Source organism: Gracilibacillus ureilyticus, from assembly GCF_900111195.1.
Classification (GTDB): Bacteria; Bacillota; Bacilli; order Bacillales; family Amphibacillaceae; genus Gracilibacillus; species Gracilibacillus ureilyticus.
Map to the genome: position 1 here is coordinate 31316 of NZ_FOGL01000017.1, position 23531 is coordinate 54846.

General features: G+C 38.3%; 19 protein-coding genes. 18 read left to right on the forward strand and 1 reads right to left on the reverse strand.

The window, feature by feature from the left end; genetic code table 11:
• Positions 1-170: 170 nt before the first annotated feature.
• The 6 genes from dnaE to BMW36_RS15335 all read left to right on the forward strand — a co-directional run bounded on the left by dnaE (position 171) and on the right by BMW36_RS15335 (position 9035).
• On the forward strand, positions 171-3470 hold the full coding sequence (gene dnaE, locus BMW36_RS15310; protein WP_089742687.1) for a DNA polymerase III subunit alpha: 3300 nt from the start codon (positions 171-173) through the stop codon (positions 3468-3470).
• Positions 3471-3648: 178 nt separating this feature from the next.
• Positions 3649-4530, forward strand: coding sequence for an acetyl-CoA carboxylase, carboxyltransferase subunit beta (gene accD / locus BMW36_RS15315; protein ID WP_089742688.1), 882 nt, complete (start codon positions 3649-3651; stop codon positions 4528-4530).
• Positions 4508-5473, forward strand: a complete 966-nt coding sequence (locus BMW36_RS15320; RefSeq protein ID WP_089742690.1) for an acetyl-CoA carboxylase carboxyltransferase subunit alpha — start codon at positions 4508-4510, stop codon at positions 5471-5473. The genes accD and BMW36_RS15320 overlap by 23 nt, the downstream gene beginning before the upstream one ends.
• Positions 5474-5697: 224 nt before the next feature.
• A complete protein-coding gene (gene pfkA, locus BMW36_RS15325) occupies positions 5698-6657 on the forward strand; it encodes a 6-phosphofructokinase (protein WP_089742692.1) in 960 nt (319 codons plus the stop codon).
• 60 nt (positions 6658-6717) lie between these two features.
• Entirely contained in the window at positions 6718-8481 is a 1764-nt protein-coding gene (gene pyk / locus BMW36_RS15330; protein ID WP_089742694.1) for a pyruvate kinase, read from the forward strand.
• 161 nt (positions 8482-8642) lie between these two features.
• Positions 8643-9035 (forward strand): FxsA family protein, encoded by a 393-nt coding sequence (locus BMW36_RS15335; protein ID WP_089742696.1) that lies wholly within the window; start codon positions 8643-8645, stop codon positions 9033-9035.
• Here BMW36_RS15335 and ytvI read toward each other — a convergent pair.
• Positions 9016-10143 carry a sporulation integral membrane protein YtvI gene (ytvI, locus tag BMW36_RS15340; protein WP_089742698.1) on the reverse strand — a complete coding sequence of 376 codons (1128 nt, stop codon included), beginning with the start codon at positions 10141-10143 and terminating at the stop codon, positions 9016-9018. The two genes, BMW36_RS15335 and ytvI, sit on opposite strands and share 20 nt — an antisense overlap.
• 295 nt (positions 10144-10438) lie before the next feature.
• On the opposite strand from ytvI, the gene citZ reads away from it, so the two are divergent.
• From citZ to BMW36_RS15400, 12 genes are all read left to right on the forward strand, one after another.
• Entirely contained in the window at positions 10439-11554 is a 1116-nt protein-coding gene (citZ, locus tag BMW36_RS15345) for a citrate synthase (RefSeq protein ID WP_089742700.1), read from the forward strand.
• A 106-nt stretch (positions 11555-11660) separates the two neighbouring features.
• Positions 11661-12926, forward strand: a complete 1266-nt coding sequence (gene icd / locus BMW36_RS15350) for an NADP-dependent isocitrate dehydrogenase (RefSeq protein WP_089742702.1) — start codon at positions 11661-11663, stop codon at positions 12924-12926.
• Positions 12927-13114: 188 nt separating this feature from the next.
• Positions 13115-13810: a response regulator transcription factor gene (locus tag BMW36_RS15355; protein ID WP_089742704.1), complete on the forward strand. Its 696-nt coding sequence runs from the start codon at positions 13115-13117 to the stop codon at positions 13808-13810.
• Positions 13810-15189, forward strand: coding sequence for a two-component system histidine kinase PnpS (gene pnpS, locus BMW36_RS15360; RefSeq protein ID WP_089742706.1), 1380 nt, complete (start codon positions 13810-13812; stop codon positions 15187-15189). The genes BMW36_RS15355 and pnpS overlap by 1 nt, the downstream gene beginning before the upstream one ends.
• A gap of 141 nt (positions 15190-15330) precedes the next feature.
• On the forward strand, positions 15331-16323 hold the full coding sequence (hflK, locus tag BMW36_RS15365) for an FtsH protease activity modulator HflK (RefSeq protein WP_089742707.1): 993 nt from the start codon (positions 15331-15333) through the stop codon (positions 16321-16323).
• Positions 16310-17245 (forward strand): protease modulator HflC, encoded by a 936-nt coding sequence (gene hflC / locus BMW36_RS15370; protein WP_175480489.1) that lies wholly within the window; start codon positions 16310-16312, stop codon positions 17243-17245. The genes hflK and hflC overlap by 14 nt, the downstream gene beginning before the upstream one ends.
• A 275-nt stretch (positions 17246-17520) precedes the next feature.
• Positions 17521-20163, forward strand: coding sequence for a DNA polymerase I (gene polA / locus BMW36_RS15375; RefSeq protein WP_089742709.1), 2643 nt, complete (start codon positions 17521-17523; stop codon positions 20161-20163).
• Between the two features lie 18 nt (positions 20164-20181).
• The gene (mutM, locus tag BMW36_RS15380) at positions 20182-21006 is read left to right on the forward strand and encodes a DNA-formamidopyrimidine glycosylase (protein ID WP_089742711.1); all 825 of its coding nucleotides are present in this window, start codon (positions 20182-20184) and stop codon (positions 21004-21006) included.
• 62 nt (positions 21007-21068) lie between these two features.
• Positions 21069-21680: a sporulation membrane protein YtaF gene (gene ytaF / locus BMW36_RS15385; protein WP_089742713.1), complete on the forward strand. Its 612-nt coding sequence runs from the start codon at positions 21069-21071 to the stop codon at positions 21678-21680.
• Between the two features lie 14 nt (positions 21681-21694).
• The gene (coaE, locus tag BMW36_RS15390) at positions 21695-22309 is read left to right on the forward strand and encodes a dephospho-CoA kinase (RefSeq protein WP_089742715.1); all 615 of its coding nucleotides are present in this window, start codon (positions 21695-21697) and stop codon (positions 22307-22309) included.
• Between the two features lie 276 nt (positions 22310-22585).
• Entirely contained in the window at positions 22586-22963 is a 378-nt protein-coding gene (gene speD / locus BMW36_RS15395; protein WP_089742716.1) for an adenosylmethionine decarboxylase, read from the forward strand.
• A 160-nt stretch (positions 22964-23123) separates the two neighbouring features.
• Complete coding sequence (locus BMW36_RS15400; RefSeq protein ID WP_089742718.1) at positions 23124-23513, forward strand: cytosolic protein; 390 nt, start codon at positions 23124-23126, stop codon at positions 23511-23513.
• The last annotated feature ends 18 nt before the right edge of the window (positions 23514-23531 follow it).

A 23531-nucleotide genomic window follows, 5' to 3' on the forward strand; every position in this document is an offset into this window, starting at 1 on the left:
CTCCTTATCTCGGCGTGCTTGTACATTGTTATGGAAAAACATTGAGTTTTGGAAACTTATTATTCTATTAAAATATATGGCTGTGTCTTGCTGTATATGTTTCTTAATTTCATAAGAGCACATATTCGGGTATAATATAAAAGAGAAGAAAGATCGGTAGGTGAAGAAACATGCCTTTCACGCAATTGCACATTAAAAGTGGCTACAGTTTGCTTAAAAGTATGGTTCAAATTGATGAATTAGTCCAGCAAGCGAAAAAATTAGGGTACACGCACTTAGCCTTAACAGATGAAGGTGTGTTACATGGTGCTATTTCTTTTTATAATGCATGTAAAAAAGCTGGAATTGTACCAATAATCGGACTGGAAATTCCCATAAGAACAAATAGCGAAGAGCCCCCTGTTATGATGATTATTCTTGCACGTAATGAAGAAGGATATCACCATCTGTTAAGAATAAGTACAGCGGTCCAGCAGGGAGAAGCTCAAACATTTTCAGAACTGGCAATGACAGAGGGGCTTTTTTTTATTGTAAAAACAGAGTCACTTATTAGTGGAAATGAATTTCATATAAATCGATTGACCCCTTTTAAGAGGGTAATGGAGCAACTGCCCATTTTCTTTGGGGTCACTGCAAAACAGCAACATTTATGGCCGGTAGTGAGAGAAAGCTTGCAGCAATTCCCGGCGCGGCCAGTGGCCATTTCAGATGTCAGGTATATCTATCATCAGGATTCACTGGCTTTCAGCTACTTCCAGGCAATGGCTCATGGGGAAAAGCGGAATGACCAACATTCCGATAAGTTTGATGGTTTACATTTGGAAACAGGGGCGGAACATCAGTACGCCTTTAGGGAATGGCCGGAATTGATTGATCAGGCGAATCAAATAGCAATCAAATGCAAACTGAATTTACCGGAGAATCAGCGCTTATTACCTAAATTCCCTCTCCCTGGTAATAAAAATGCAGATGATTATTTAGAAAATCTATGTCAAGAATTACTGAAGGATAAATATGAGAGTATTACAGATAAAGTTTATGACCGGTTAAATTACGAATTAGATGTGATACATTCGATGGGATTCAGCGATTACTTCTTAATTGTTGCAGATTTTATCCAATATGCTAAGAAAGAAAAGATTATGGTTGGACCAGGCCGTGGTTCGGCTGCAGGCTCACTCGTTGCATATATTCTCGGAATTACCAATGTGGACCCACTGGAATATGATTTGTTATTTGAAAGATTTCTTAATCCTGAGCGTGTAACAATGCCCGATATTGATATAGATTTTTCTGATGAAAAACGGGATCAAGTCATTCAATATGTTGCAAATAAATATGGAAGGGAACATGTTGCCCAAATTGTTACATTTGGAACATTTGCAGCAAGGTCTGTTTTAAGAGAACTGGCAAAGTCAATGGATATACCAGATAGTGACTTACAATATATTTTGAAAATTTTACCAAAAGATTCAAATGTTAAACTGGCGACACTAGTCAATCAATCCGGAGAATTGATTGATTATGTCAAGCAGTCCGAAAAACTGAAACAATATTTTAAAATTGCCAACAGGCTGGAAGGTTTGCCGAGACATATCTCTACACACGCTGCTGGTGTAATTATCAGTGATCAGGAACTTGTACAGCACGTACCAATTATGCCTTCACAGAATGAGATTAACTTAACGCAATATGCAATGAAAGAATTGGAACAAGTCGGATTATTGAAAATGGATTTTCTTGGACTTCGGAATTTGACATTAATTGAACGGATTGTTGAACAATTAAGGAAACAGAAAATATCCATTGATATGGGAAAAATCCCGTTAAATGATGAGAATACTTTTACATTACTGAGAAATGGAAGAACAAATGGGGTGTTCCAACTAGAATCACAAGGGATGAAACAAGTGTTAAGGGAAATGCAGCCGAGTCATTTTGAGGATATCGTTGCAGTTAATGCTCTGTACCGCCCGGGACCAATGCAATTTATCTCCACATATAATAATAGGAAAAATGGTTATGAAGAAGTGGAATACATTCATTCTGACCTTAAGCCGATCCTGGAGAAAACATATGGGGTGTTAATCTATCAGGAACAAATTATGCAAATAGCGAATAAGTTAGCTGGATTCTCATATGGAGAAGCAGATTTATTAAGACGAGCTGTAAGCAAGAAAGAAAAGGATGCGATTCTCGCCCAAAAAGAAAAGTTTATAAAAGGGTGTATGGAAAATGGATATGAAGCAACTCTTGCAGATAAAGTTTTTGATTGGATTATCCGGTTTTCCAACTATGGTTTTAACCGCAGCCATGCAGTTGCGTACAGTATGATCGCCTACCAGCTTGCTTATTTAAAAGCAAATCATCCTTTGGTTTTCTTTGCTGAAGTACTCAGCATGCATACAGGAAATGTCGAGAAGTTGCAAATGTATATGAGAGAAGCAAAGAATCAGGGGATTCCCATATTACCCCCATCTATTAACAATAGTATTGGTAAATTCAGAGTAGAAGGTAATGCGATTCGAATCGGTTTTAGTGTGATTAAAGGAATTGGATATACGGTAGCCCGTGACATACTTACTACAAGGAAAAATGCTCCGTTTAAAAATATATTCGATTTTTGCCTGCGTATCCCTGGTCAACTGAAACGAAATGTTATTGAATCCCTTATTCTTGCAGGGGCATTTGACGAAACATACTCCAATCGTGCCACCCTGCTTGCAAGTCTGGATGATGCGATTGAACAGGGAGAATTATTTGGAGATTTCAGTGACCAGTTCTCCTTGTTTGATGATGATTTATCATTGGATGTTTCCTATGTTGAGAAAGAGCCATTTCCTCCAATAAAGCAACTGATGATGGAACAGGAAGTGATTGGTTTCTTTGTCTCCAATCACCCGCTGCAAACCATTCGCCAAAATGTTAGAGAACTTGGATACCTTACGATAGATGAGGCATTCTCAGCAAAATTGAGAAAGATTAAACTCGCTGCAGTTGTTCAGGCAATTCGAGTTATTCGGACAAAAAAAGGAGAATCGATGGCATTCGTGACGATTGCTGATGAAACGAATGAGTTGGATGCCGTTATTTTTCCGAACATTTTCAGGCAAGTTAACCATTGGCTTCAGGAAGAAACTTTTATTTTTGTTGAAGGCCGTCTGGAAGAACGGAACGGGAAACAGCAAATAATCGTAGAAAAGGCTGAACAACTAGACATGGATAAGCAAAAAACAAATAGCAGGAAAATATTTATTAACTGGAAAGATAATCATGATACGAAAATGATGGAGCAGATAAGCATTATCGCGAAGAAATATCCTGGATCAATCCCGATCTATTTATATAAAAAAGAAGAAAAAAAATTGTTTAAACTGGATCATTCTTATCATCTGGATGGAAGCTGGAATGTGATCAAAGAACTGAAAGAACTGTTGGGAGTAGAGAATGTCGTCCTCCGGAAAGAATAATGGCAGGATAACACTCTTCTCACTCTACTTTACATAAAGAAGCCTTCTGATATAATATAGTAGTTAATGTTCAATTGTGTTTTTTTGAAAGATTATTCATATACATAAGTATGACTTTCGATGTTTACATGACTGTCTTAATCGTACAAGCTATGTACTCAAAAAGGAGGAATATTCCTTGCAATTGAAAGATTTGTTTGCGAAAAAGAGAAAATATGCAACAATCCCCAGTGAAAACTCAAAAAAAGATGTACCTGAGGGATTAATGCAAAAATGTAATCATTGCCAGAAAATATATTATCAGAAAGAATGGCAAAAACACTTGTATGTCTGCCCTGATTGCGGGCATCATCATCAAATCACTGCCCATGAAAGAATTAACCACTTATTCGATGAAAATTCTTTTACGGAGTGGGATAAGGAATTAATCTCTGGTAATCCACTGGATTTTCCCCAATATGATGAAAAGTTAGAAAAAGACCGCGTGAAAACAGGTTTAAATGAAGCAGTTGTAACAGGAGAAGGAACAGTGAAAGGGAACAGAGCAGCAATAGCTGTAATGGATTCCCGATTCCGGATGGGAAGTATGGGTTCGGTTGTAGGTGAGAAGATTACTAGAGCAATTGAAAATGCCCGGGAGAAACAGATACCGATTATTGTATTCACTGCTTCAGGTGGTGCCAGAATGCAGGAAGGGATATTAAGCCTTATGCAAATGGCGAAAACATCCATTGCTATTCAGCGTCTGCATCAGGAAAATGGTTTATTTATCTCTGTAATGACCAATCCTACAACTGGAGGTGTGTCGGCAAGCTTTGCATCCATCGGTGACTATAATTTTGCTGAACCTGGTGCACTGATTGGATTTGCTGGTCGAAGAATTATCGAACAAACGATAAGGGAAAAGCTGCCGGATGATTTTCAAACAGCAGAATTTCAATTAGCACATGGACAAATTGATAAAGTTATACCGCGTTCTGAAATGCGTGACACCCTTGCAACGATTTTGGATATCCATCAGTTGGGAGGTGCAATAGATGAAGCAAGTACTGGAATTTGAGAAGCCGGTAGTTGAGTTACGGGAAAAGATAGAAGAATTAAAACGGATTACAAAAGACAGTGAAATTGATTTATCTGAGGAAATTGAGAAGATGGAAGCAAGACTCGCCAAGCTTGAAAATGATATTTACGGAAAATTAAAACCGTGGGACCGTGTGCAGATTGCCCGTCATACCGATAGACCTACATGCCTTGATTATGTTTCGCAATTATTTACTGATTTTATTGAATTCCATGGTGATCGTTATTTCGGCGATGATGAAGCAGTAGTTGCAGGTATTGCGAAGTTCGAAGGCCAACCTGTAACTGTTATTGGTCAACAGCGCGGGAAAAACACGAAAGAAAACATTGACCGTAATTTCGGAATGCCGCACCCTGAAGGATACCGGAAAGCATTGCGTCATATGAAACAAGCCGAGAAGTTTAATAGACCTGTTATTACGTTTATTGATACAAAAGGCGCATATCCAGGTAAAGCGGCAGAAGAGCGGGGTCAAAGTGAAGCGATCGCCCGTAATTTAATGGAGATGGCCGGTCTACAAGTACCGGTTGTCTGTATTGTAATTGGTGAAGGAGGAAGCGGAGGAGCGCTTGGTATAGGTGTAGGTGACCATATTCATATGCTGGAAAATTCTACATACTCTGTTATTTCTCCTGAAGGTGCTGCTGCCTTATTATGGAAGGATGCAAAGCAGGCAGAGCGTGCAGCAAGGTCGCTTAAAATTACCGCACCGGACTTAAAGGACTTAGGAGTAATTGATGAAGTAATTGAAGAACCTTTAGGTGGTGCTCACCGTAACATTGAATTGCAGGCAGAGAACATCCGTAAAGTACTGAGCAATTCTTTAGAGGAATTGGCTGCACTTGATTCAGCCGGTTTACTTGAACAGCGCTGGATAAAATATAAAAAAATCGGCGAAGTTAATGAATCAGTAAAAGCATAAAAGAAAAAGCATCTTCTAATATGCTGGAAGGTGCTTTTTTCTGTGACTAAAAGAATTTGGCGGGTTAAATTGTCCGCATTCAGCGAAATATACAAATTAATAAGGAAAAACGTGAGATTAACTTGCATTTCATGTATAATCATTATTGGATACACTTGTTTAAAATACAAGTAAAATGGGGAGAAATGAATAGGGACATTTTATTTTGAAAAAGAGGTGACATAATGAAAAAAATCGGCGTTTTAACAAGTGGTGGAGATGCACCGGGAATGAATGCAGCAGTTCGTGCAGTTGTTCGTAAGGCTATATATCACAATTTGGAAGTCTTTGGTGTGTACAACGGATATGAAGGTCTTATGGAAGGCAACATTAAAAAAATGGAGCTTGGATCTGTTGGCGATATTATCCAGCGTGGTGGAACAATCCTTTATTCTGCAAGATCTGAAAAGTTCAAAACAGATGAAGGTCAACAGCAGGCGATCGAACAAATGAAGAAGTTTGGAATTGAAGGGCTTATTGTCATTGGTGGCGATGGATCCTTTCGCGGTGCAGCCAAATTGACTGAAAAAGGATTCCCTTGTGTTGGTGTGCCGGGAACCATCGATAATGATATATCAGGAACTGATTATACAATTGGTTTCGATACAGCATTAAACACGATTGTAGATGCTGTAGATAAAATTAGAGATACGGCTACCTCACATGAGCGTACATATGTGATTGAAGTAATGGGAAGAGATGCTGGGGACTTAGCACTGTGGGCAGGTTTAGCAAATGGTGCAGAAAGTGTCATAATTCCAGAAGAGAAAGAAAGCTTCGAAAGTGTTGTAGCGAAATTGAAACGCGGCCAGGAACGTGGCAAGAAGCACAGTATTATCATCTTAGCTGAAGGTGTCGGCAGCGGTTTGGAGTATGGGAAAAGAATTGAAGAGGAAACAAGTATGGAAACGCGTGTTACGGTTCTTGGACATATTCAGCGAGGCGGGTCCCCGTCAGGCTATGACCGTGTATTAGCAAGCCGTCTTGGTGCAAAAGCGGTAGATTTACTTATGGACGGTATTGGCGGCCGTATGGTTGGTATTCAAAATAACCTTGTAGTAAGCCATGACATTGCTGATATTTTGAAGCAGAAACATGCAGTAAATATGAATATGTATAACTTATCTAATCAATTATCAATCTAGCTCTTATGCTAGATTGGTATGCAATACATACATGCAAGAAAACCGAAGGAGGAAGTAGTAATGAGAAGAACAAAAATAGTATGTACAATTGGACCTGCATCTGAAGCAATTGATAAACTGGAACAATTAATAGAAGCAGGTATGAATGTAGCGAGACTAAATTTTTCCCATGGTGATTTTGAAGAACATGGTGCCAGAATTGAAAATATTCGTAAAGCAGCAAAGAAACTAGGTAAGACAGTAGCAATTTTACTAGATACAAAAGGTCCTGAAATTAGAACAGGGGTATTGAAAGACGGAAAAGCAGAAATTATTAAAGGAAACACTGTTTATGTTTCGATGGATGAAACAATTGAAGGAAGTGCGGAAAGAATCAGTGTTACTTATCCTGAATTGATTCATGATGTAGAACCAGGCTCCAAATTGTTATTGGACGATGGCCTGATTGCTCTGGAAGTAGTTGAAGTACTGAAAGATCAAAATGAGTTAAAAACAGTTGCATTAAATTCTGGTCTGTTAAAAAACAAAAAAGGTGTTAATGTACCGAATGTTAGTGTGAAATTACCGGGAATCACTGACAAAGATGCTGCTGATATAAAATTTGGTATCGAGCAAGGGGTAGACTTTATCGCTGCTTCTTTCGTGCGCCGTGCATCAGATGTATTGGAAATACGCGGATTATTAGAAGAAAACAATGCAACACATATTCAGATTATCCCTAAAATTGAAAACCAGGAAGGTGTCGATAATCTTGATGCTATCCTGCAGGTAAGTGATGGATTAATGGTAGCACGTGGTGACTTAGGTGTGGAAATTCCTCCTGAAGATGTGCCATTAGTACAAAAAGAAATGATCCAAAAATGTAACAATGCAGGTAAGCCTGTTATTACAGCGACTCAGATGCTTGATTCTATGCAGCGCAATCCTCGTCCAACAAGAGCGGAAGCATCAGATGTTGCGAATGCCATATTTGATGGAACAGATGCTATCATGCTTTCAGGAGAAACAGCAGCAGGAGACTATCCAATTGAAGCAGTATTGACGATGAGTAATATTGCGAAAAAAGCAGAGACAGCAATTAATCATAAAGCAGTATTGGATGCACGTTCCAAAGCTACCGATATGACAATTACGGATGCGATTAGTCAATCTGTCAATCACTCTGCAATGAACCTGAACGTTGATGCAATTCTGACACCAACTGTCAGCGGATTTACTGCACGTATGATTTCTAAATACCGCCCGGAAGCTTCAATCATTGCAATGACATTTAATGAACAAGTAAGCAGAAGACTTGCTCTTGTATGGGGTGTAGAAACAATCGTCGGCAACTTACTTCATACAACAGATGATGTGTTAGAGGAAGCAATCGAAAGAGGCTTGGAGACTGGACATTTTAAACGTGGAAACCGTGTCATCATAACTGCTGGTGTACCTGTAGGCGAAAGCGGGACAACCAACCTAATGAAAATTCATGTTATTGGGGATGTGCTTGCTAAAGGTCAGGGTGTTGGAAAAGGCAGTGCATATGGACGAGCAGTGATCGTAAAAGATGCAGAAGAAGCGAAATTAAAAGTTCAGCAGGATGATATTATTGTCACATATGGCACTGATAAAGACATGATACCGGCAATCGAAAAAGCTGCCGGGATTATTACAGAAGAAGGCGGCTTAACATCGCATGCAGCGGTTGTTGGTCTAAGTCTTGGTATCCCTGTAATTGTAGGGGTAGAAAAGGCACTTGAACTTATAGAGGATGGTCAGGATATTACAATAGATGCACATAAAGGTGATATCTACTCAGGGCATGCCAGCGTACTTTAATGTTATAATTGAGAAGCAGGAAAATTCATCTCCTGCTTCTCTTTTGCTTATTAGGGATTAAGTTAACATGGTATACTGTTAATCCTCACATAAAGCAATCTTCTCTGTAGCATATACTGCCAGGGTGTAAGTTGGTTATAAAAGGAAGGGAGAGGTGTTACATGTTTCGATGGATCTTTTTAGCAATTTTGATTATGCCTGCATTAGAGATTGGTGTAATGATCTGGGCTGGCGGGCAAATTGGTCCATGGTGGGTTGTCCTGTTAATTATATTTACAGGAATTATAGGTGCGTGGTTAGCTAAGAGACAAGGGCTTGATACTTTTAGAAAAGCACAGCATGCTATGCAAGCCGGCAGGGCTCCTCAAGAGGAGATTTTTGATGGTATTTGCATCCTGATCGGAGGCATAGTTTTGTTGACACCAGGGTTTATAACAGATGCAATTGGCTTTGTTCTGTTAATCCCTAGTACGAGACGGCCGATAAAAGAGCTCATTAAAAAGACTCTTCACCAAATGATGAAAAATGGGCGGTTTATGATTTATCGACGTTAACCTTTCCTGTTTTTAAAAAATGTATTACCGTTAAAAATAGCTTTGCCTGATGGGTTGCATTACCCAGAAAAAGGATAAGTGGTCCAGCCCAGAGCCCATTCATACCAAAAAGCTGATAACCTAAATAGACGGCTAATATTGTTAATAGCGGATGAATTCCAAGTGCATCTGAGATCAGTTTTGGTTCCAGAATTTGCCGCTGAATTATTATAAGTAAATACAATCCAGCCAGGAAAAGTGCTAAGATGTCCTGCCCGCTTAAAAATAAGTAAAAAGCCCAGGGAATGAAAACAACTCCTGTACCAAGTATCGGTAAAAGGTCCAAAGCGGATATAATCACAGAAATCGTAAGGGCATGCTCCATCCTTAACAGCATCAGTCCGATTAATATCGTAATAAAAGAGATACTTACAAGAAGAAACTGAGCTTTAATATATTTTAATAAAGTAATTTTTAATTGATCGTATATTTTCAATGGAAGAAGATATACAGAGGAACCCATCCTGCTTTTGGCCCAAAGGGTAAACTTCGGCCAGTCTTTACAAATGAAAAAGGTGCATAGTAAAGAAAATATGATAATAGTCATTGTGCCAGGCAATGCAGTTAATTGCTCACCAATTGAACTAAGCAATTTTTCCAAAAAGGCAGCAAACTGATCTGCAAAACTAATACTGATCTCATCAAGCTGCTCCTTCATAAGTGCATTCTGTTCAGGGGTTAAACTGTCCATATAACTGTTCATTTTATTTAGTAAAGGCAGCAACCAATCATTTATCTTTCCTGACAGCTCTACCAGAAATGCTTGAAATGGACCAGGCAGCCACTTCGCTAAATAGATGATTCCGTCAATAATTTCAAAGACGATAAAGGCAAATAATAAAACAATCGAACAGATAGTAAATAGAAGAACAGTCACACATGCTGCTGTATGGTTAAAATGAAAAGTGGATTTTACTAATTGTATGAACGGATAAAGCAGAAGGGAAAAAAAGCATGCTAGCAGAAACGGAAATAAAAATTGAACAGAAGTGTAGATAAGTAGGAAAAAAGTAATAAATATAGCTAATAAAACTGTAAACCGAATGATTGTTTCCTTAGAAAAGTTCATCTTATATATCCTCTCATGAAAGTAACTTAGATATTTTTCAAATAGTAATAGATTATGTTAAGATGGTTATGGGGAAAAGCTTTCCTTATGGTGTATACATACTATATGTGTTCCTGTTGCCTTGTTAGTACAAGCTATGCAAATAGAAAGATTATATGCTTAAATTTAATCGTTTTCATTTACTATCTAATTTTCTTTGTTTATAATAAGCATGGGGATGTTCAAGAGCACCTAAGGTGAAAGCTTTTGAGGATAAGAAAATATTGAAAATGGATATGAAAAGGAGAGAGATGTTATGTCAACAACGAAAGGACTTGAAGGGGTAGTTGCAGCAGACACAAAGATAAGTTCGATTATTGATGATCAGCTTACATATGTAGGTTATACGATTGATGACCTTGCTGAGAATGCTAGTTTTGAAGAAGTTGTTTTTTTATTATGGAATAAACGTCTTCCAAATAAAGAAGAATTAGCACAGCTTGAACAAGACTTATATAATAATATGGCTATTCCATCTGGAATTATTGACCATTTTAAGTCATATGAAATACATAAAGTACACCCAATGGGTGCATTACGTACTGCCATTTCGTTACTTGGACTTTACGATGAAGAAGCAGATAACATGAGTGAAGAAGCAAACAAGCGAAAGGCCATCCGGCTGCAAGCGAAAGTTGCTTCAGTCGTTACAGCATTCTCAAGAGTACGTGATGGAAAAGATCCGATTCAACCAAAAGAAGGACTGAGTTATGCAGCAAATTTCCTTTATATGCTGAATGGTGAGGTGCCATCAGAATTGGAAGAAGAGGCAATTAATAAAGCATTGGTACTTCACGCTGACCATGAATTAAATGCATCTACATTTACTTCACGCGTATGTGTCGCAACATTATCTGATATGTACTCAGGAATTACAGCGGCAATCAGTGCATTGAAAGGCCCTCTTCATGGAGGTGCGAATGAGGCAGTTATGAAAATGCTGCTTGAAATTGGTGAAGTTGAAAACGCCATTCCATATGTAAAAGATAAAATGTCTAAAAAAGAAAAGGTTATGGGGATGGGACACCGTGTCTATAAAACAGGCGACCCGCGTGCAAAACACTTAAAGAAAATGTCGAAAGAATTAACCGAACTTCATGGTATGGAAAAATGGTATGAAATGTCGGTACAAATCGAGGAGTATATTAAGGCGGAAAAAGGGTTGCCGGCAAATGTTGATTTTTATTCTGCTTCTGTCTACCATTGTTTAGGAATTAAGCATGATCTATATACACCGATGTTTGCAATGAGCCGTTTCTCCGGCTGGATCGCACACATATTGGAACAATACGAGAACAATCGTTTAATTCGTCCGCGCGCTGAATATGTTGGCCCGCAAAAACAGGAATATGTAGACATTAACGAGCGTTAATCTGGAGTGAAAACGATGACGGATCACTTTGTCTACTTTCTGATTCGTCTAGTTTTGCTATACATGCTATAATGTTATTGAATTTGAAATTAGGAGGAATTGAAGAATGGGAGAAAAAATCACAGTAGAAAATGGTAAGGTGCAGACACCTAATAAACCAATTATTCCATTTATCGAAGGAGACGGAACAGGTCCGGATATTTGGGCAGCTGCAAGCCGCGTGTTAGAAGCAGCGGTTGAAAAAGCGTATAATGGTGAAAAAGGTATTGAATGGAAAGAAGTCCTTGCTGGTGAAAAAGCATATAACCAAACAGGAGAATGGCTTCCGGAAGAGACATTAGACGCTATTCGCGAATATAAAATTGCTATTAAAGGACCTCTTACAACTCCAATCGGTGGCGGTATCCGCTCTTTAAACGTAGCATTACGCCAAAAACTTGATTTATTTACATGTCTTCGTCCAGTGCGCTGGTTTGAAGGTGTTCCTTCTCCGGTTAAACGCCCTGAAGATACTGATATGGTTATCTTCCGTGAAAACACAGAGGATATCTATGCAGGTATCGAATGGCAAAAAGGTTCTGACGAAGTGAAAAAAGTAATTGACTTCTTACAAAACGAAATGGGTGTAACGAATATCCGTTTCCCTGAAACTTCCGGTATCGGTGTGAAACCAGTATCCGAAGAAGGAACAAGTAGACTTGTTCGTGCAGCAATCGATTATGCGATTAAAGAAGGCCGTAAGAGTGTTACTTTAGTACATAAAGGTAATATTATGAAATTTACTGAAGGTGCATTCAAAAACTGGGGTTATGAGCTAGCAGAAAAAGAATACGGTGATAAAGTATTTACTTGGGCTGAATATGACAAGATTGTTGAAGATAAAGGGCGCGAGGCAGCTGACAAGGCGCAATCTGAAGCAGAAGCAGCTGGCAAAATCATCGTGAAAGATGCAATTGCAGATATTTTCCTTCAACAGATTCTTACACGTCCAAAAGAATTTGACGTAGTAGCAACAATGAACTTAAACGGTGATTATGTTTCTGATGCATTAGCAGCACAGGTTGGTGGAATTGGTATTGCGCCAGGTGCGAACATTAACTACGAATCTGGACATGCGATTTTTGAAGCAACTCACGGAACTGCACCTAAATATGCTGGTCTTGATAAGGTAAATCCATCTTCAGTAATCCTTTCTGGTGTATTAATGCTTGAACACCTTGGCTGGAGAGAAGCAGCAGACTTAATCGTTCAATCAATGGACAAAACAATTGGTTCCAAAGTTGTAACATATGACTTTGCTCGTCTCATGGATGGAGCAACAGAAGTAAAAACTTCTCAGTTTGCAGATGAATTAATTAAAAATATGGGTTAATAATATGAAAAACCTCCCTGAGTTTAGGGAGGTTTTTTCATATCTTTCTATATATTTTGTTAAGGGAATATTAAGAAATGTAAATAAAAATTAACAGTAATTTTGCTTTTTTACTTGTATAAGCTATTCACATTCGTTTCTCCTCAATGTATGATAAGAGTAATATAGATAATAGATGGGGTGCTTGAATGGAAGAGAAAGTCTTAATCGTTGATGATGAACAATCAATTGTGACACTTTTACAATATAATATTGAGAAATCAGGATTTCAAACAGATGTAGCTTACGATGGGATGGAAGGCTTAGAGAAAGCATCGACTGGAGAATTCGATTTGATTGTGCTTGATCTGATGCTTCCCGGTATGGAAGGTACAGAGGTTTGCAAAGCATTAAGACAAAAACAAGTGGATACACCAATTCTGATGCTGACAGCAAAAGATGATGAATTTGATAAAGTTCTGGGATTGGAGTTAGGTGCAGATGATTATTTAACAAAACCATTCAGTCCCAAAGAAGTGGTGGCGAGGATAAAAGCAATCTTACGTCGGACAAGACAGAGAAATACACCATCTGATCAGAACTTCATTAAAATATCGGATTTAATTATTTATCCTCAACAATATGAAGCAACAATCAATGGGGATACATTGAGCTTTACAAGAAAAGAGTTTGAATTACTGCACTACCTGGCAAAACATAAAGGAAAAGTATTATCAAGAGATCAGTTGCTTAGTGCTGTATGGAATTATGATTTTGTTGGAGATACGAGAATTGTTGATGTTCATGTCAGTCATTTGCGGGAAAAAATAGAACCAGACACCAAGCATCCCGTATACATAAAAACAATCAGAGGATTAGGTTACAAAATGGAGGAACCGTCTTAATGGGGGATGAGAATAAAGGCAATCTGTTTTTACGATACATAGTAATGATGACTTCTGTCTTTATTTTGATCGGCATTGTCGTCGTACCTTTTACTACAGGCGATGACCGGTTTTTTGTTATTTTCGCACTAGCTATCGGTTATATTATTGTACTTGTTTTAATGTATCATTTGTTTGAAAATTATGTAAAGCCAATACGTGCTTCCATTAATGTAACAAACGAATTAGTTAAAGGAAACTATAATGTTCGTACATATGTAAAACCAGCTGGAGAAGCTCAGCAATTAAGTGAATTAATTAATCAGCTTGCACGTAACTTACAGGAAATGTACATACAGGAAAAAATGCAGGGCAGTCAATGGAAAACAGTAATCAATAACATGGAAAGCGGCTTGATGTTAATTGATGAACGCGGATATGTCCATCTCGTAAATCGTAAGTTCTTGCAAATGTTTGGGGAAAATTCCTTACATTATATCGGTTATCTATATTACGATGTTTTGGCTCAAAAAAGTATCCATAGAGTGGTTCAGGAAACTTTCCTTTACGAAGAAAAAATGACCGGTGCGATTACAAGGTTAATTGATGGGCAGAAACACCATATAGAAGTTGTCGGGGCACCGGTAATTAATGATGTAAAAGAACTAAAAGGCGCTGTGCTTGTATTTCATGATATCACTGATTTGAAAAGAGTCGAACAAATGCGTAAAGACTTTGTTGCAAATGTGTCCCATGAATTGAAGACACCAATTACTTCCATTAGAGGATTTTCGGAAACATTGCTTGATGGAGCGATGGAAGATGAACAACTATCCAGACAATTTATTGATATTATTTTAAAGGAAAGTACGAGATTACAAGCATTAGTGCAAGATTTATTAGAACTTTCCAAGTTAGAAAAAGAAGAGTTGCAACTATCGAAAAAATTAATTGAAGTAGATGAGTGGATCACAAATATTACCACATTAATTGAACAACAGGTAATAAATAAATCGATCATATTTTCAGTAGAGGTCGAAGAGGGAATTACTTTTTATGGTGATCCAGACAGACTCCAGCAGGTTGTCCTTAATCTTCTTTATAATGGGATTAATTATACACCGGAAAAAGGGAAGATCGCTTTATTGATGAGCAGTGAAGAGGAAGTGATAAAAGTGAAGGTTTCTGATACAGGCATCGGCATACCTGAAGATTCGATTCACCGTATTTTTGAACGGTTTTACCGTGTCGATCGTGCCAGAAGCAGAAATACAGGCGGAACAGGGTTAGGATTGGCAATTGTCAAGCACATTGTGGAGGCACATAAGGGAAAAATTGAAGTGGAGAGTGAAGTGAATAAAGGTACTACTTTCACTGTTACACTTCCAAAAGAGTGGTAGGATTATTCCTGCTGCTTTTTTTGTTGGCTTAGGCAAATAGTCGTGACAAGCTGTAACCAATTTTTTTAAATGATGAAACCTTTTTACTAATATATCCGTACATATATTAGAATCATTTTATATTATACAGGGGGAATATGAATGACGTTAAAGCAAATATACAGTTGGATTGGAATTGTGATTGCTGCTGTAGTACTCGCTATTGTTGGATTGACAAGCTGGTATACGGTGGATGAATCAGATCAGGCGGTTGTCATAACATTTGGTAAAGCAGATGAAGGGATAACAGAACCCGGACTTCATTTTAAGCTGCCATGGCCAATACAGACCGTAGAGAAATTATCAAAAGAGACATTTAGTTTGAATTTTGGTTATGATCAGGAGAATGCGGAAAATGCGGATATTGTCCGTATGATTACAGGGGATGAGAATATCTTACAGGCAGACTTAGTTGTTCAGTGGAAAATCATTGATCCTGCTAAATATTTATTTCATGCTGACGATCCCGAACAAGTTTTATACAATGCCACTTCAGCTTCATTACGGAGCATTATTGGATCCTCCACAGTTGATGAAGCATTAACAGATGGAAAAGCTGAAATAGAGAATCAGGTGTTAGACCTGTTAGTTTCCGTGATGGAAGATTATGAAGTTGGGATAGCTATTCAAGATGTGAAATTACAGGAAGTAGACTTGCCAAATGAGGAAGTAAGACAGGCATTTATGAAAGTAACCGATGCGAGAGAAACAATGAATACAAAGAAAAATGAAGCAGATAAATATCGTAATGAGATAATAGAAGAAGCACAAGGGGAGAAAGACGCTATAATTTCCCGTGCAGAAGGTGATAAGGTAGAACGGATTGAAACAGCAAGGGGTAATGTTGCAGGGTTTGATGCGTTATATAATGCATATCAGAGTAACCCTGATATTACGCGTCAGCGGTTAGTGTTGGAAACGTTAGATGAAGTATTACCAGATGCGAATATCTATATTATGAATGATGATGGCAATACGATTAAATATTTGCCACTTGGCCAGAATGGATCGGCAGCAACGATACCGCCGGCAGAGGATGCAGAAGGGAATACAGAGGAAGCTAGTAAGGAGGGGTCTGCTAATGACAACCAATAATGATAATGTTTATGAGATGAAGAAATTGTCTCCAAAAGAAATTAAACGATATGTAAAGATCGGTTTATCGCTCCTGTTACTGCTTATCATTGCTATTGTTGCAGTTAGCAGTATGTTTGTTGTTAAAGAGGGCGAGTATAAGGTTGTACGTCAATTTGGCGAAGTGGTTCGGATTGAGAGTGAACCAGGGCTTAATTTCAGAATTCCGTTGTTCCAGTCGATTACTACTCTGCCAAATAAGAAGCTTGTATATGATGTTAATGAGCGTGAAATTAATACATTGGATAAGAAAAGAATGATTATTGATAATTATGCGATATGGGAAATTACTGATCCTGCATTAATGATTGCGAATGCCCGTACTGAAATTGGAGCAGAAGCGAGGATGGGAGAGTTTATTTTTTCAGTGATCCGTTCAGAATTAGGGGCAATGAATTATGAGGAAATAATTAATGATGAAGGAAGTACGAGAGGTGACTTGAACCAGCGGATTACCGAAAGGGTGAATGAGTTACTTGTTCGTGATAATTATGGTATCCAGGTAGATGATGTAAGAATCAAGCGGACAGATTTACCTGAAGAAAACGAACAGTCTATTTATAACCGGATGATCTCTGAACGTGAATCACAGGCACAGCGTTATTTATCACAGGGAGAGGCAGAGAAAAAGAGAATTATTGCCCAGGCTGATCGTGAAGTGACAGAAATGCTTTCTAAAGCAAATGCAGAAGCGGAGCAGATACGTGCAGAAGGGGAATTGGAAGCAGCTGAAATGTATAACAGCTCCTTCTCCCGTGACCCGGATTTCTACCAATTATATAGAACACTCGAATCTTATAAACAAACAATTGATGGGGAAACAACGATCATTATTCCGCAAGGCTCACCATATGCCGATATATTATTAGGATATACAGAGTAGCTGAAAAGAAGGCTGAAGACGAGCTACATTAGAGAAATTACTCCTCAAGTGACCTTTACTTGAGGAGGTACAGCTTGTGCACTTGGGGGAATACGGCCGGAATACTTGCATAGCCTTCAATATAAAAAGGACCGTTAATTGCACATAATTCATATTATGTGTTTTTTTTATTCCGCTATTCTTCTTTTCTTTTACAGCTCCCTATAACATGATAATGGACAAGATTAATGGTAAAATAAACTCAAGATCAGATTAGGTAAAGGAGACTTTAAAATATGTCCAATAAATTAATCTTAATTGATGGAAATAGTATTGCCTATCGTGCGTTCTTTGCATTGCCGTTACTAAATAATGATAAAGGTGTATATACAAATGCGGTGTACGGTTTTACCACAATGCTTTTGAGAATTTTAGAAGAAGAAAAACCGACTCATTTACTTGTAGCATTTGATGCAGGGAAAACGACATTTCGCCATGAAACCTACAAGGAATATAAAGGAGGCAGGGAAAAGACCCCATCTGAACTGAGTGAACAGTTTTCTTTACTTCGTGAACTGCTGGATGCATTCCAGATTAAGCATTACCAGCTGGAAAACTATGAAGCGGATGATATTATTGGAACGATCTCAAATCAGGCGAAAGCGGAAGACTGGAAAGTAAAGGTGATATCTGGTGATAAAGACTTGCTTCAACTCGTTGCAGATCAGGTCGATGTCAGTCTGACGAAAAAAGGAATTAGTGATGTAATGACATATACACCTGACACGTTAAAAGAGGAAATGGAGATTTCATCAGACCAAATCATTGATTTAAAGGCATTGATGGGAGATAAATCAGACAATATTCCCGGTGTACCAGGTGTCGGACAAAAAACAGCTGTCAAACTGCTAAAGCAATATAAAACATTGGAGAATTTGTATGAACATTTAGATGAAGTTTCAGGTAAAAAGTTAAAAGAGAACTTAACAAATCACAGAGAAGATGCATTTATGAGCAAAGAGCTCGTTACAATCAATCAATCATCTCCCTTGGAGATAGGGTTATCGGATATAGCGTATGAAGGTTATGATCCTTCGCAAGTACGGGCATTATTCAGTGAACTGGGCTTTCAGTCATTAACAGGCAGAATCTCCGGAGATGACAACGAAGAAATAGAAACAAGCAAACCGATGAAAGAAATTACATTTAAAAAAATGGATGAGATCACGGAAGATCTTTTTACAGGGTATGATTCAATTGAGATTGAGATTCTTGATGAAAGTTATCATACTGAAAAAATGATTGGTGCAGCAATAGTGAATGAGAACGGTAATTTTTATATACCAATTGAATTAATAGAAAAATCAGCAGTTTTCAAGAAATGGGCGGAAGATGAATCGAAAATAAAATATGTGTTTGATGCGAAGAAAATAACAGTGCTGCTGAACAGGTTAAATATTGCAATAAGAGGCATTCAATTTGATTTCCTTTTAGCATCTTATTTAATCAATCCATCAGAAAATAATCATGACATTCCATCGATTAGCCACAGATTCGGGAAAACAGATATCAAACTTGATGAAGAAGTTTACGGTAAAGGTGCCAAAAAAGGACTGCCAGATGATGAGGAACAATATCAAGAACATATCGTAAGAAAAACATCTATGATTCACTTGCTGAAAGACGAGATGGAAGAGGCACTGTCTGACAATAAGCAGCTTGATTTATTAATGGAACTGGAACTGCCTTTAGCTTTAGTGTTAGGTGAAATGGAAGCGACTGGCGTGAAAGTAGACAGGCAGCGATTGAAGGATATGGGGAAAGAACTGTCAGAGCGGCTCAGTGTTTTAGAAAAGGACATTCAGGAATTAGCGGGTGAGCCGTTTAATGTGAATTCACCGAAACAGCTAGGGCCAATTTTGTTTGAGAAGCTCGGACTTCCTGTAGTGAAGAAAACGAAAACAGGGTATTCTACTTCTGCGGACGTATTAGAACAGTTAGAGGGCAGACACCCAATTATTGAGAAATTACTTTTATATCGTCAGTTGAAAAAGCTTGACTCCACTTATATTGCAGGATTGCTTCGGGTCATTCATGAGGAGTCAGAAAAAATCCATACACGTTTTAATCAGGCTTTAACACAAACAGGACGACTAAGCTCCATTGATCCTAATTTGCAAAACATTCCGATCAGGATTGAAGAAGGGCGCAAAATTCGCCAGGCATTTATCCCTTCCGAAAAAGGCTGGAAGATTTTCGCTGCTGACTATTCACAAATTGAATTACGGGTGCTTGCACATATTGCTAAGGATGAGAAGCTGCAGTCAGCATTTATTAATGATAAAGATATCCATACACAGACGGCAATGGACGTATTCCATGTGAAGGAAGATGAAGTGACAAGCAATATGCGCCGCCATGCGAAGGCAGTTAACTTCGGTATTGTTTACGGAATTAGTGATTATGGTTTATCTCAGAGCCTTGGTATTACAAGAAAAGAAGCAAAGCAGTTTATTGAACGTTATTTAGAGAGTTATCCTGCTGTCAGAGAGTATATGAAAGACATTGTTCAGGAAGCAAAACAGGATGGCTATGTCACAACCATTATGAACCGCAGACGTTACTTGCCGGATATTTCGAGCAGGAATTTCAATCTTAGAAGCTTTGCTGAACGTACAGCGATGAATACCCCGATTCAGGGTAGTGCTGCTGACATTATTAAATTGGCAATGATTGAACTAGATAAAAGGCTAAAGAAAGAGAGTCTGCAGGCAAGACTTTTATTACAGGTACACGATGAACTGATTCTGGAAGTTCCGGAAGATGAACTGGATACTGTAGAAAAGCTTGTTACAGAAGTCATGGAAAACGCCATCGAGTTAAGTGTTCCGTTAAAGGTGGACGCCTCTTATGGCGAAACATGGTATGATGCAAAATAACAGTTAGGAGAAAGAGAAATGCCAGAGTTACCGGAAGTGGAGACAATTAGACAAACATTAAGACAGCTAGTAATTGGAAAAACCGTGGAGAGTGTTACAGTCCATTGGCCAAAGATTATACAGAAACCTGATGATGTAGAGCACTTTAAGCAGCTGATGAAAAACCAGACGATAACAGAAATCCGCCGCAAAGGCAAATTTCTATTGTTTGATTTGACAGATTATGTAATGGTTTCTCATTTGCGTATGGAAGGGAAATATGGGGTGCATCCGAAAACAGAGGAACATCAGCCGCATACTCATGTCATTTTTTCTTTTACAGACGGTTCTGAAATGCGTTACAGGGATGTTCGCAAATTCGGAACAATGCACCTTTTTAAAAAAGGTGAGGAATTACTGGGTAAGCCGCTGGTCCAGCTTGCTAAAGATCCGCTTGAAACAGACTTTGCTCAGGAAGTGTTCAATGAAAAAGTGAAGAAAAGCAGCCGTGTTATTAAAAATATTTTATTAGATCAGACAGTGATAGCAGGGCTTGGCAATATATATGTTGATGAGACATTATTTCTTGCGGGTATTCACCCGTTAACAAAAGGAACAGAACTGTCTGAAAAAAAACTTGAAGAAATATTACAGGCAGCTATTGTTACATTACAAAAAGCTGTCGCACAGGGTGGGACAACGATCCGCTCCTATGTAAATTCGCAGGGGCAGATCGGGATGTTTCAGCAAGAGTTAAACGTCTATGGTCAGACAGATAAACCTTGTAAAAAATGTGGTACGCCTGTTGAGAAGATAAAGGTAAGCGGCAGGGGAACACATTATTGTCCGAACTGCCAAGTTTAATTGCACCGAAAATCGTTTGTGCCCATATACTACAGATATCTTTCTGTAGAGGAGCGTAAACGGTGATTATACTTATTCTTGTAGCATTTGCCATCAGTATGGACAGTTTCTTTATTGCTTTCACATATGGATTAAAGAAAATGGAGCTGTCCATTTGGCAAATGATGAAGATCGCTGTAATTGTTGGCAGTGTTTTTATTAGTTCGTTATCTGTTGGAAAGCTGATTGTTCAGTATTTATCGGAGAGTCAGGCAGAGATCATCGCTGGAGGTATTCTGATTTTAATCGGGATTGTCTTTCTGTTATCGAATGTGCAGATACCATTCCATCTCCTTCCTAATTGGAAGAAGCTCTTCTTTTTCTTTGATATACTGAAGAAACCGATGAAAGCAGACCTTGACCGTTCAGGGAAAATAAATGGACTGGAGGCACTTGTATTAGGGATCGCTTTATCATTAGATTCCTTTGGTGCTGGTGTGGCGATATCCATGCTGCATCTATCTATTCCTCTTGCAGCAATATTAGTAACGGTGATTACATTTTTATTTCTGAAAGCGGGTATCGAGACAGGGAAATATTTCGCTCAATTAAAGAAGATGGAACGTTTAAATTTTATCCCAGGGTGTATATTAATTGTAATTGGGGTGACGAAAATAATTCTCGCACCCCTGTAGATGGTGGTGATGTAGTGATTATCGGACTTACAGGCAATATTGCAAGTGGTAAAAGTACTGTAAGCAGAATACTGGCAGAAGATTATTATCTGCCTGTCATTGATGCTGATGTCGTCTCACGAAAAGTGGTAGAACCAGGTGAGGCGGCACTTGCCCGGATTTCCGAAGTGTTTGGTTCGGAAGTGTTACAGGAAGATGGGACGTTAGACAGGAAAAAACTTGGACAAATTGTCTTTTCGGATGCTGGGAAGCGGAAACAGCTGGACGCGATTGTTCACCCGGCTGTGAGGGAACAGATGCAATTAGAAAAAGAACGGCTAATTGCAGAAGGATATGAAGTGATTGTGATGGATATTCCTCTGCTGTTTGAAAATAATCTAACATATCTTGTCGACAAAACGATTGTTGTGTACACTAAAGAGTCCATTCAACTGAAACGTTTAATGGACAGGAATGGGCTTTCCGAAACGGAAGCAAGGCAACGGATGGACGCACAAATGGACGCCCGGAAGAAAAAGGAACTGGCTGACGAAGTGGTGGATAACAGCGGCACACTGGAAGCATCGAAACAGCAGATTGAACGGATTATATCTAAATGGGGATTAAAAGCAGAAACAGGGAAAAAATAAATCACGTCAGTTTTTGTGTGTGTGGGGAAAGAAAAAAGATTTATTACAAAATCTCGACAAAATAACTTGTAAAATTGGCCAAAACTAGATATAATTCTTTTGCATATCTTTTATGGGCACAGCATAGTAAATATGTTAAGCTTGTAAAAAGATCTTTTGAATAAATGCATAAAAATGAAGACTTAAAGGGTTAGGACCTCTCTGGACTAACTTTCCCCCGTGGTCGTTCATGCATTAATTTCGAAAGAAACTTATGAATTAAGGGGGAATAACAAAATGGATACAATGGGAAGACATGTTATTGCAGAATTATGGGAATGTAATCTTGACATATTAAACGATATGGAACGGTTAGAAAAAACGTTTGTTAATGCAGCCTTGAAAGCCGGAGCTGAAGTGCGGGAAGTTGCATTTCATAAATTTGCTCCATTCGGCGTGAGTGGCGTTGTTATAATATCAGAATCACATTTGACGATTCACAGTTTTCCAGAGCACGGGTATGCTAGCATTGATGTCTACACATGTGGTGATATTATTGATCCGCACGTTGCTGTACAATTTATCGAAGATGAGTTAGAAGCAAAAACATCAGAGAAAATTGAAGTACCACGAGGTATGGGAGCCGTTCAGATCCAGAATATAAAGGCACAGTAAAATAATGAAACAGATAAGCGCTAATCCATTGCGGATAGCGCTTCGTTTATTTTCAGCATACAACTGTATCTCTGTTTTATTATAGTTCTTCGTCGTTTTCTACATGAAAACGTGTTAAAATAGGAATAACTATAAATACATATTGGGGTGTGATCGAGAAATGTCATTTCGTAATACGTTAAATAAAAATTTTAATAATCACTCGGAAACAAGAGATAAACATTGGGATCCTGCATTGCAGACTCATTACTTTAAGACGACAAAAGATAAAGCGTTTGAAAAATTAGAACCACTTTTCCGTAATATGAAGGAATGTGAAATTGTTGGAGTTTCAAAAGATCATGGTGAGATGAGTTTTAATTATAAAGCTGGTCGTAAGGTATTCGTCATAATGACAATTATTATGGTAAAACCGTACCGTACGGCGATCGATATTTCTGCGACAACTGAGTCAGCCATTCCGTTTGATTTCGGTTACAGCCATAAATTAATTCCCAAGTTATATGATACAATAAAAAAAGAATTAGATTTTGTAGGAACGACAGAATAAAAGTTAGGATGATCTACT

Coding starts and splice junctions, on each gene's coding strand:
- ytvI (WP_089742698.1), bottom strand. CDS start 10,143: ATGAACTTTTCTAAGGAAACAATCATTCGGTTTACAGTTTTATTAGCT.
- hflC (WP_175480489.1), top strand. CDS start 16,310: ATGACAACCAATAATGATAATGTTTATGAGATGAAGAAATTGTCTCCA.
- BMW36_RS15335 (WP_089742696.1), top strand. CDS start 8,643: ATGTTTCGATGGATCTTTTTAGCAATTTTGATTATGCCTGCATTAGAG.
- polA (WP_089742709.1), top strand. CDS start 17,521: ATGTCCAATAAATTAATCTTAATTGATGGAAATAGTATTGCCTATCGT.
- pfkA (WP_089742692.1), top strand. CDS start 5,698: ATGAAAAAAATCGGCGTTTTAACAAGTGGTGGAGATGCACCGGGAATG.
- icd (WP_089742702.1), top strand. CDS start 11,661: ATGGGAGAAAAAATCACAGTAGAAAATGGTAAGGTGCAGACACCTAAT.
- BMW36_RS15400 (WP_089742718.1), top strand. CDS start 23,124: ATGTCATTTCGTAATACGTTAAATAAAAATTTTAATAATCACTCGGAA.
- mutM (WP_089742711.1), top strand. CDS start 20,182: ATGCCAGAGTTACCGGAAGTGGAGACAATTAGACAAACATTAAGACAG.
- speD (WP_089742716.1), top strand. CDS start 22,586: ATGGATACAATGGGAAGACATGTTATTGCAGAATTATGGGAATGTAAT.
- hflK (WP_089742707.1), top strand. CDS start 15,331: ATGACGTTAAAGCAAATATACAGTTGGATTGGAATTGTGATTGCTGCT.
- BMW36_RS15355 (WP_089742704.1), top strand. CDS start 13,115: ATGGAAGAGAAAGTCTTAATCGTTGATGATGAACAATCAATTGTGACA.
- pyk (WP_089742694.1), top strand. CDS start 6,718: ATGAGAAGAACAAAAATAGTATGTACAATTGGACCTGCATCTGAAGCA.
- citZ (WP_089742700.1), top strand. CDS start 10,439: ATGTCAACAACGAAAGGACTTGAAGGGGTAGTTGCAGCAGACACAAAG.
- pnpS (WP_089742706.1), top strand. CDS start 13,810: ATGGGGGATGAGAATAAAGGCAATCTGTTTTTACGATACATAGTAATG.
- BMW36_RS15320 (WP_089742690.1), top strand. CDS start 4,508: ATGAAGCAAGTACTGGAATTTGAGAAGCCGGTAGTTGAGTTACGGGAA.
- dnaE (WP_089742687.1), top strand. CDS start 171: ATGCCTTTCACGCAATTGCACATTAAAAGTGGCTACAGTTTGCTTAAA.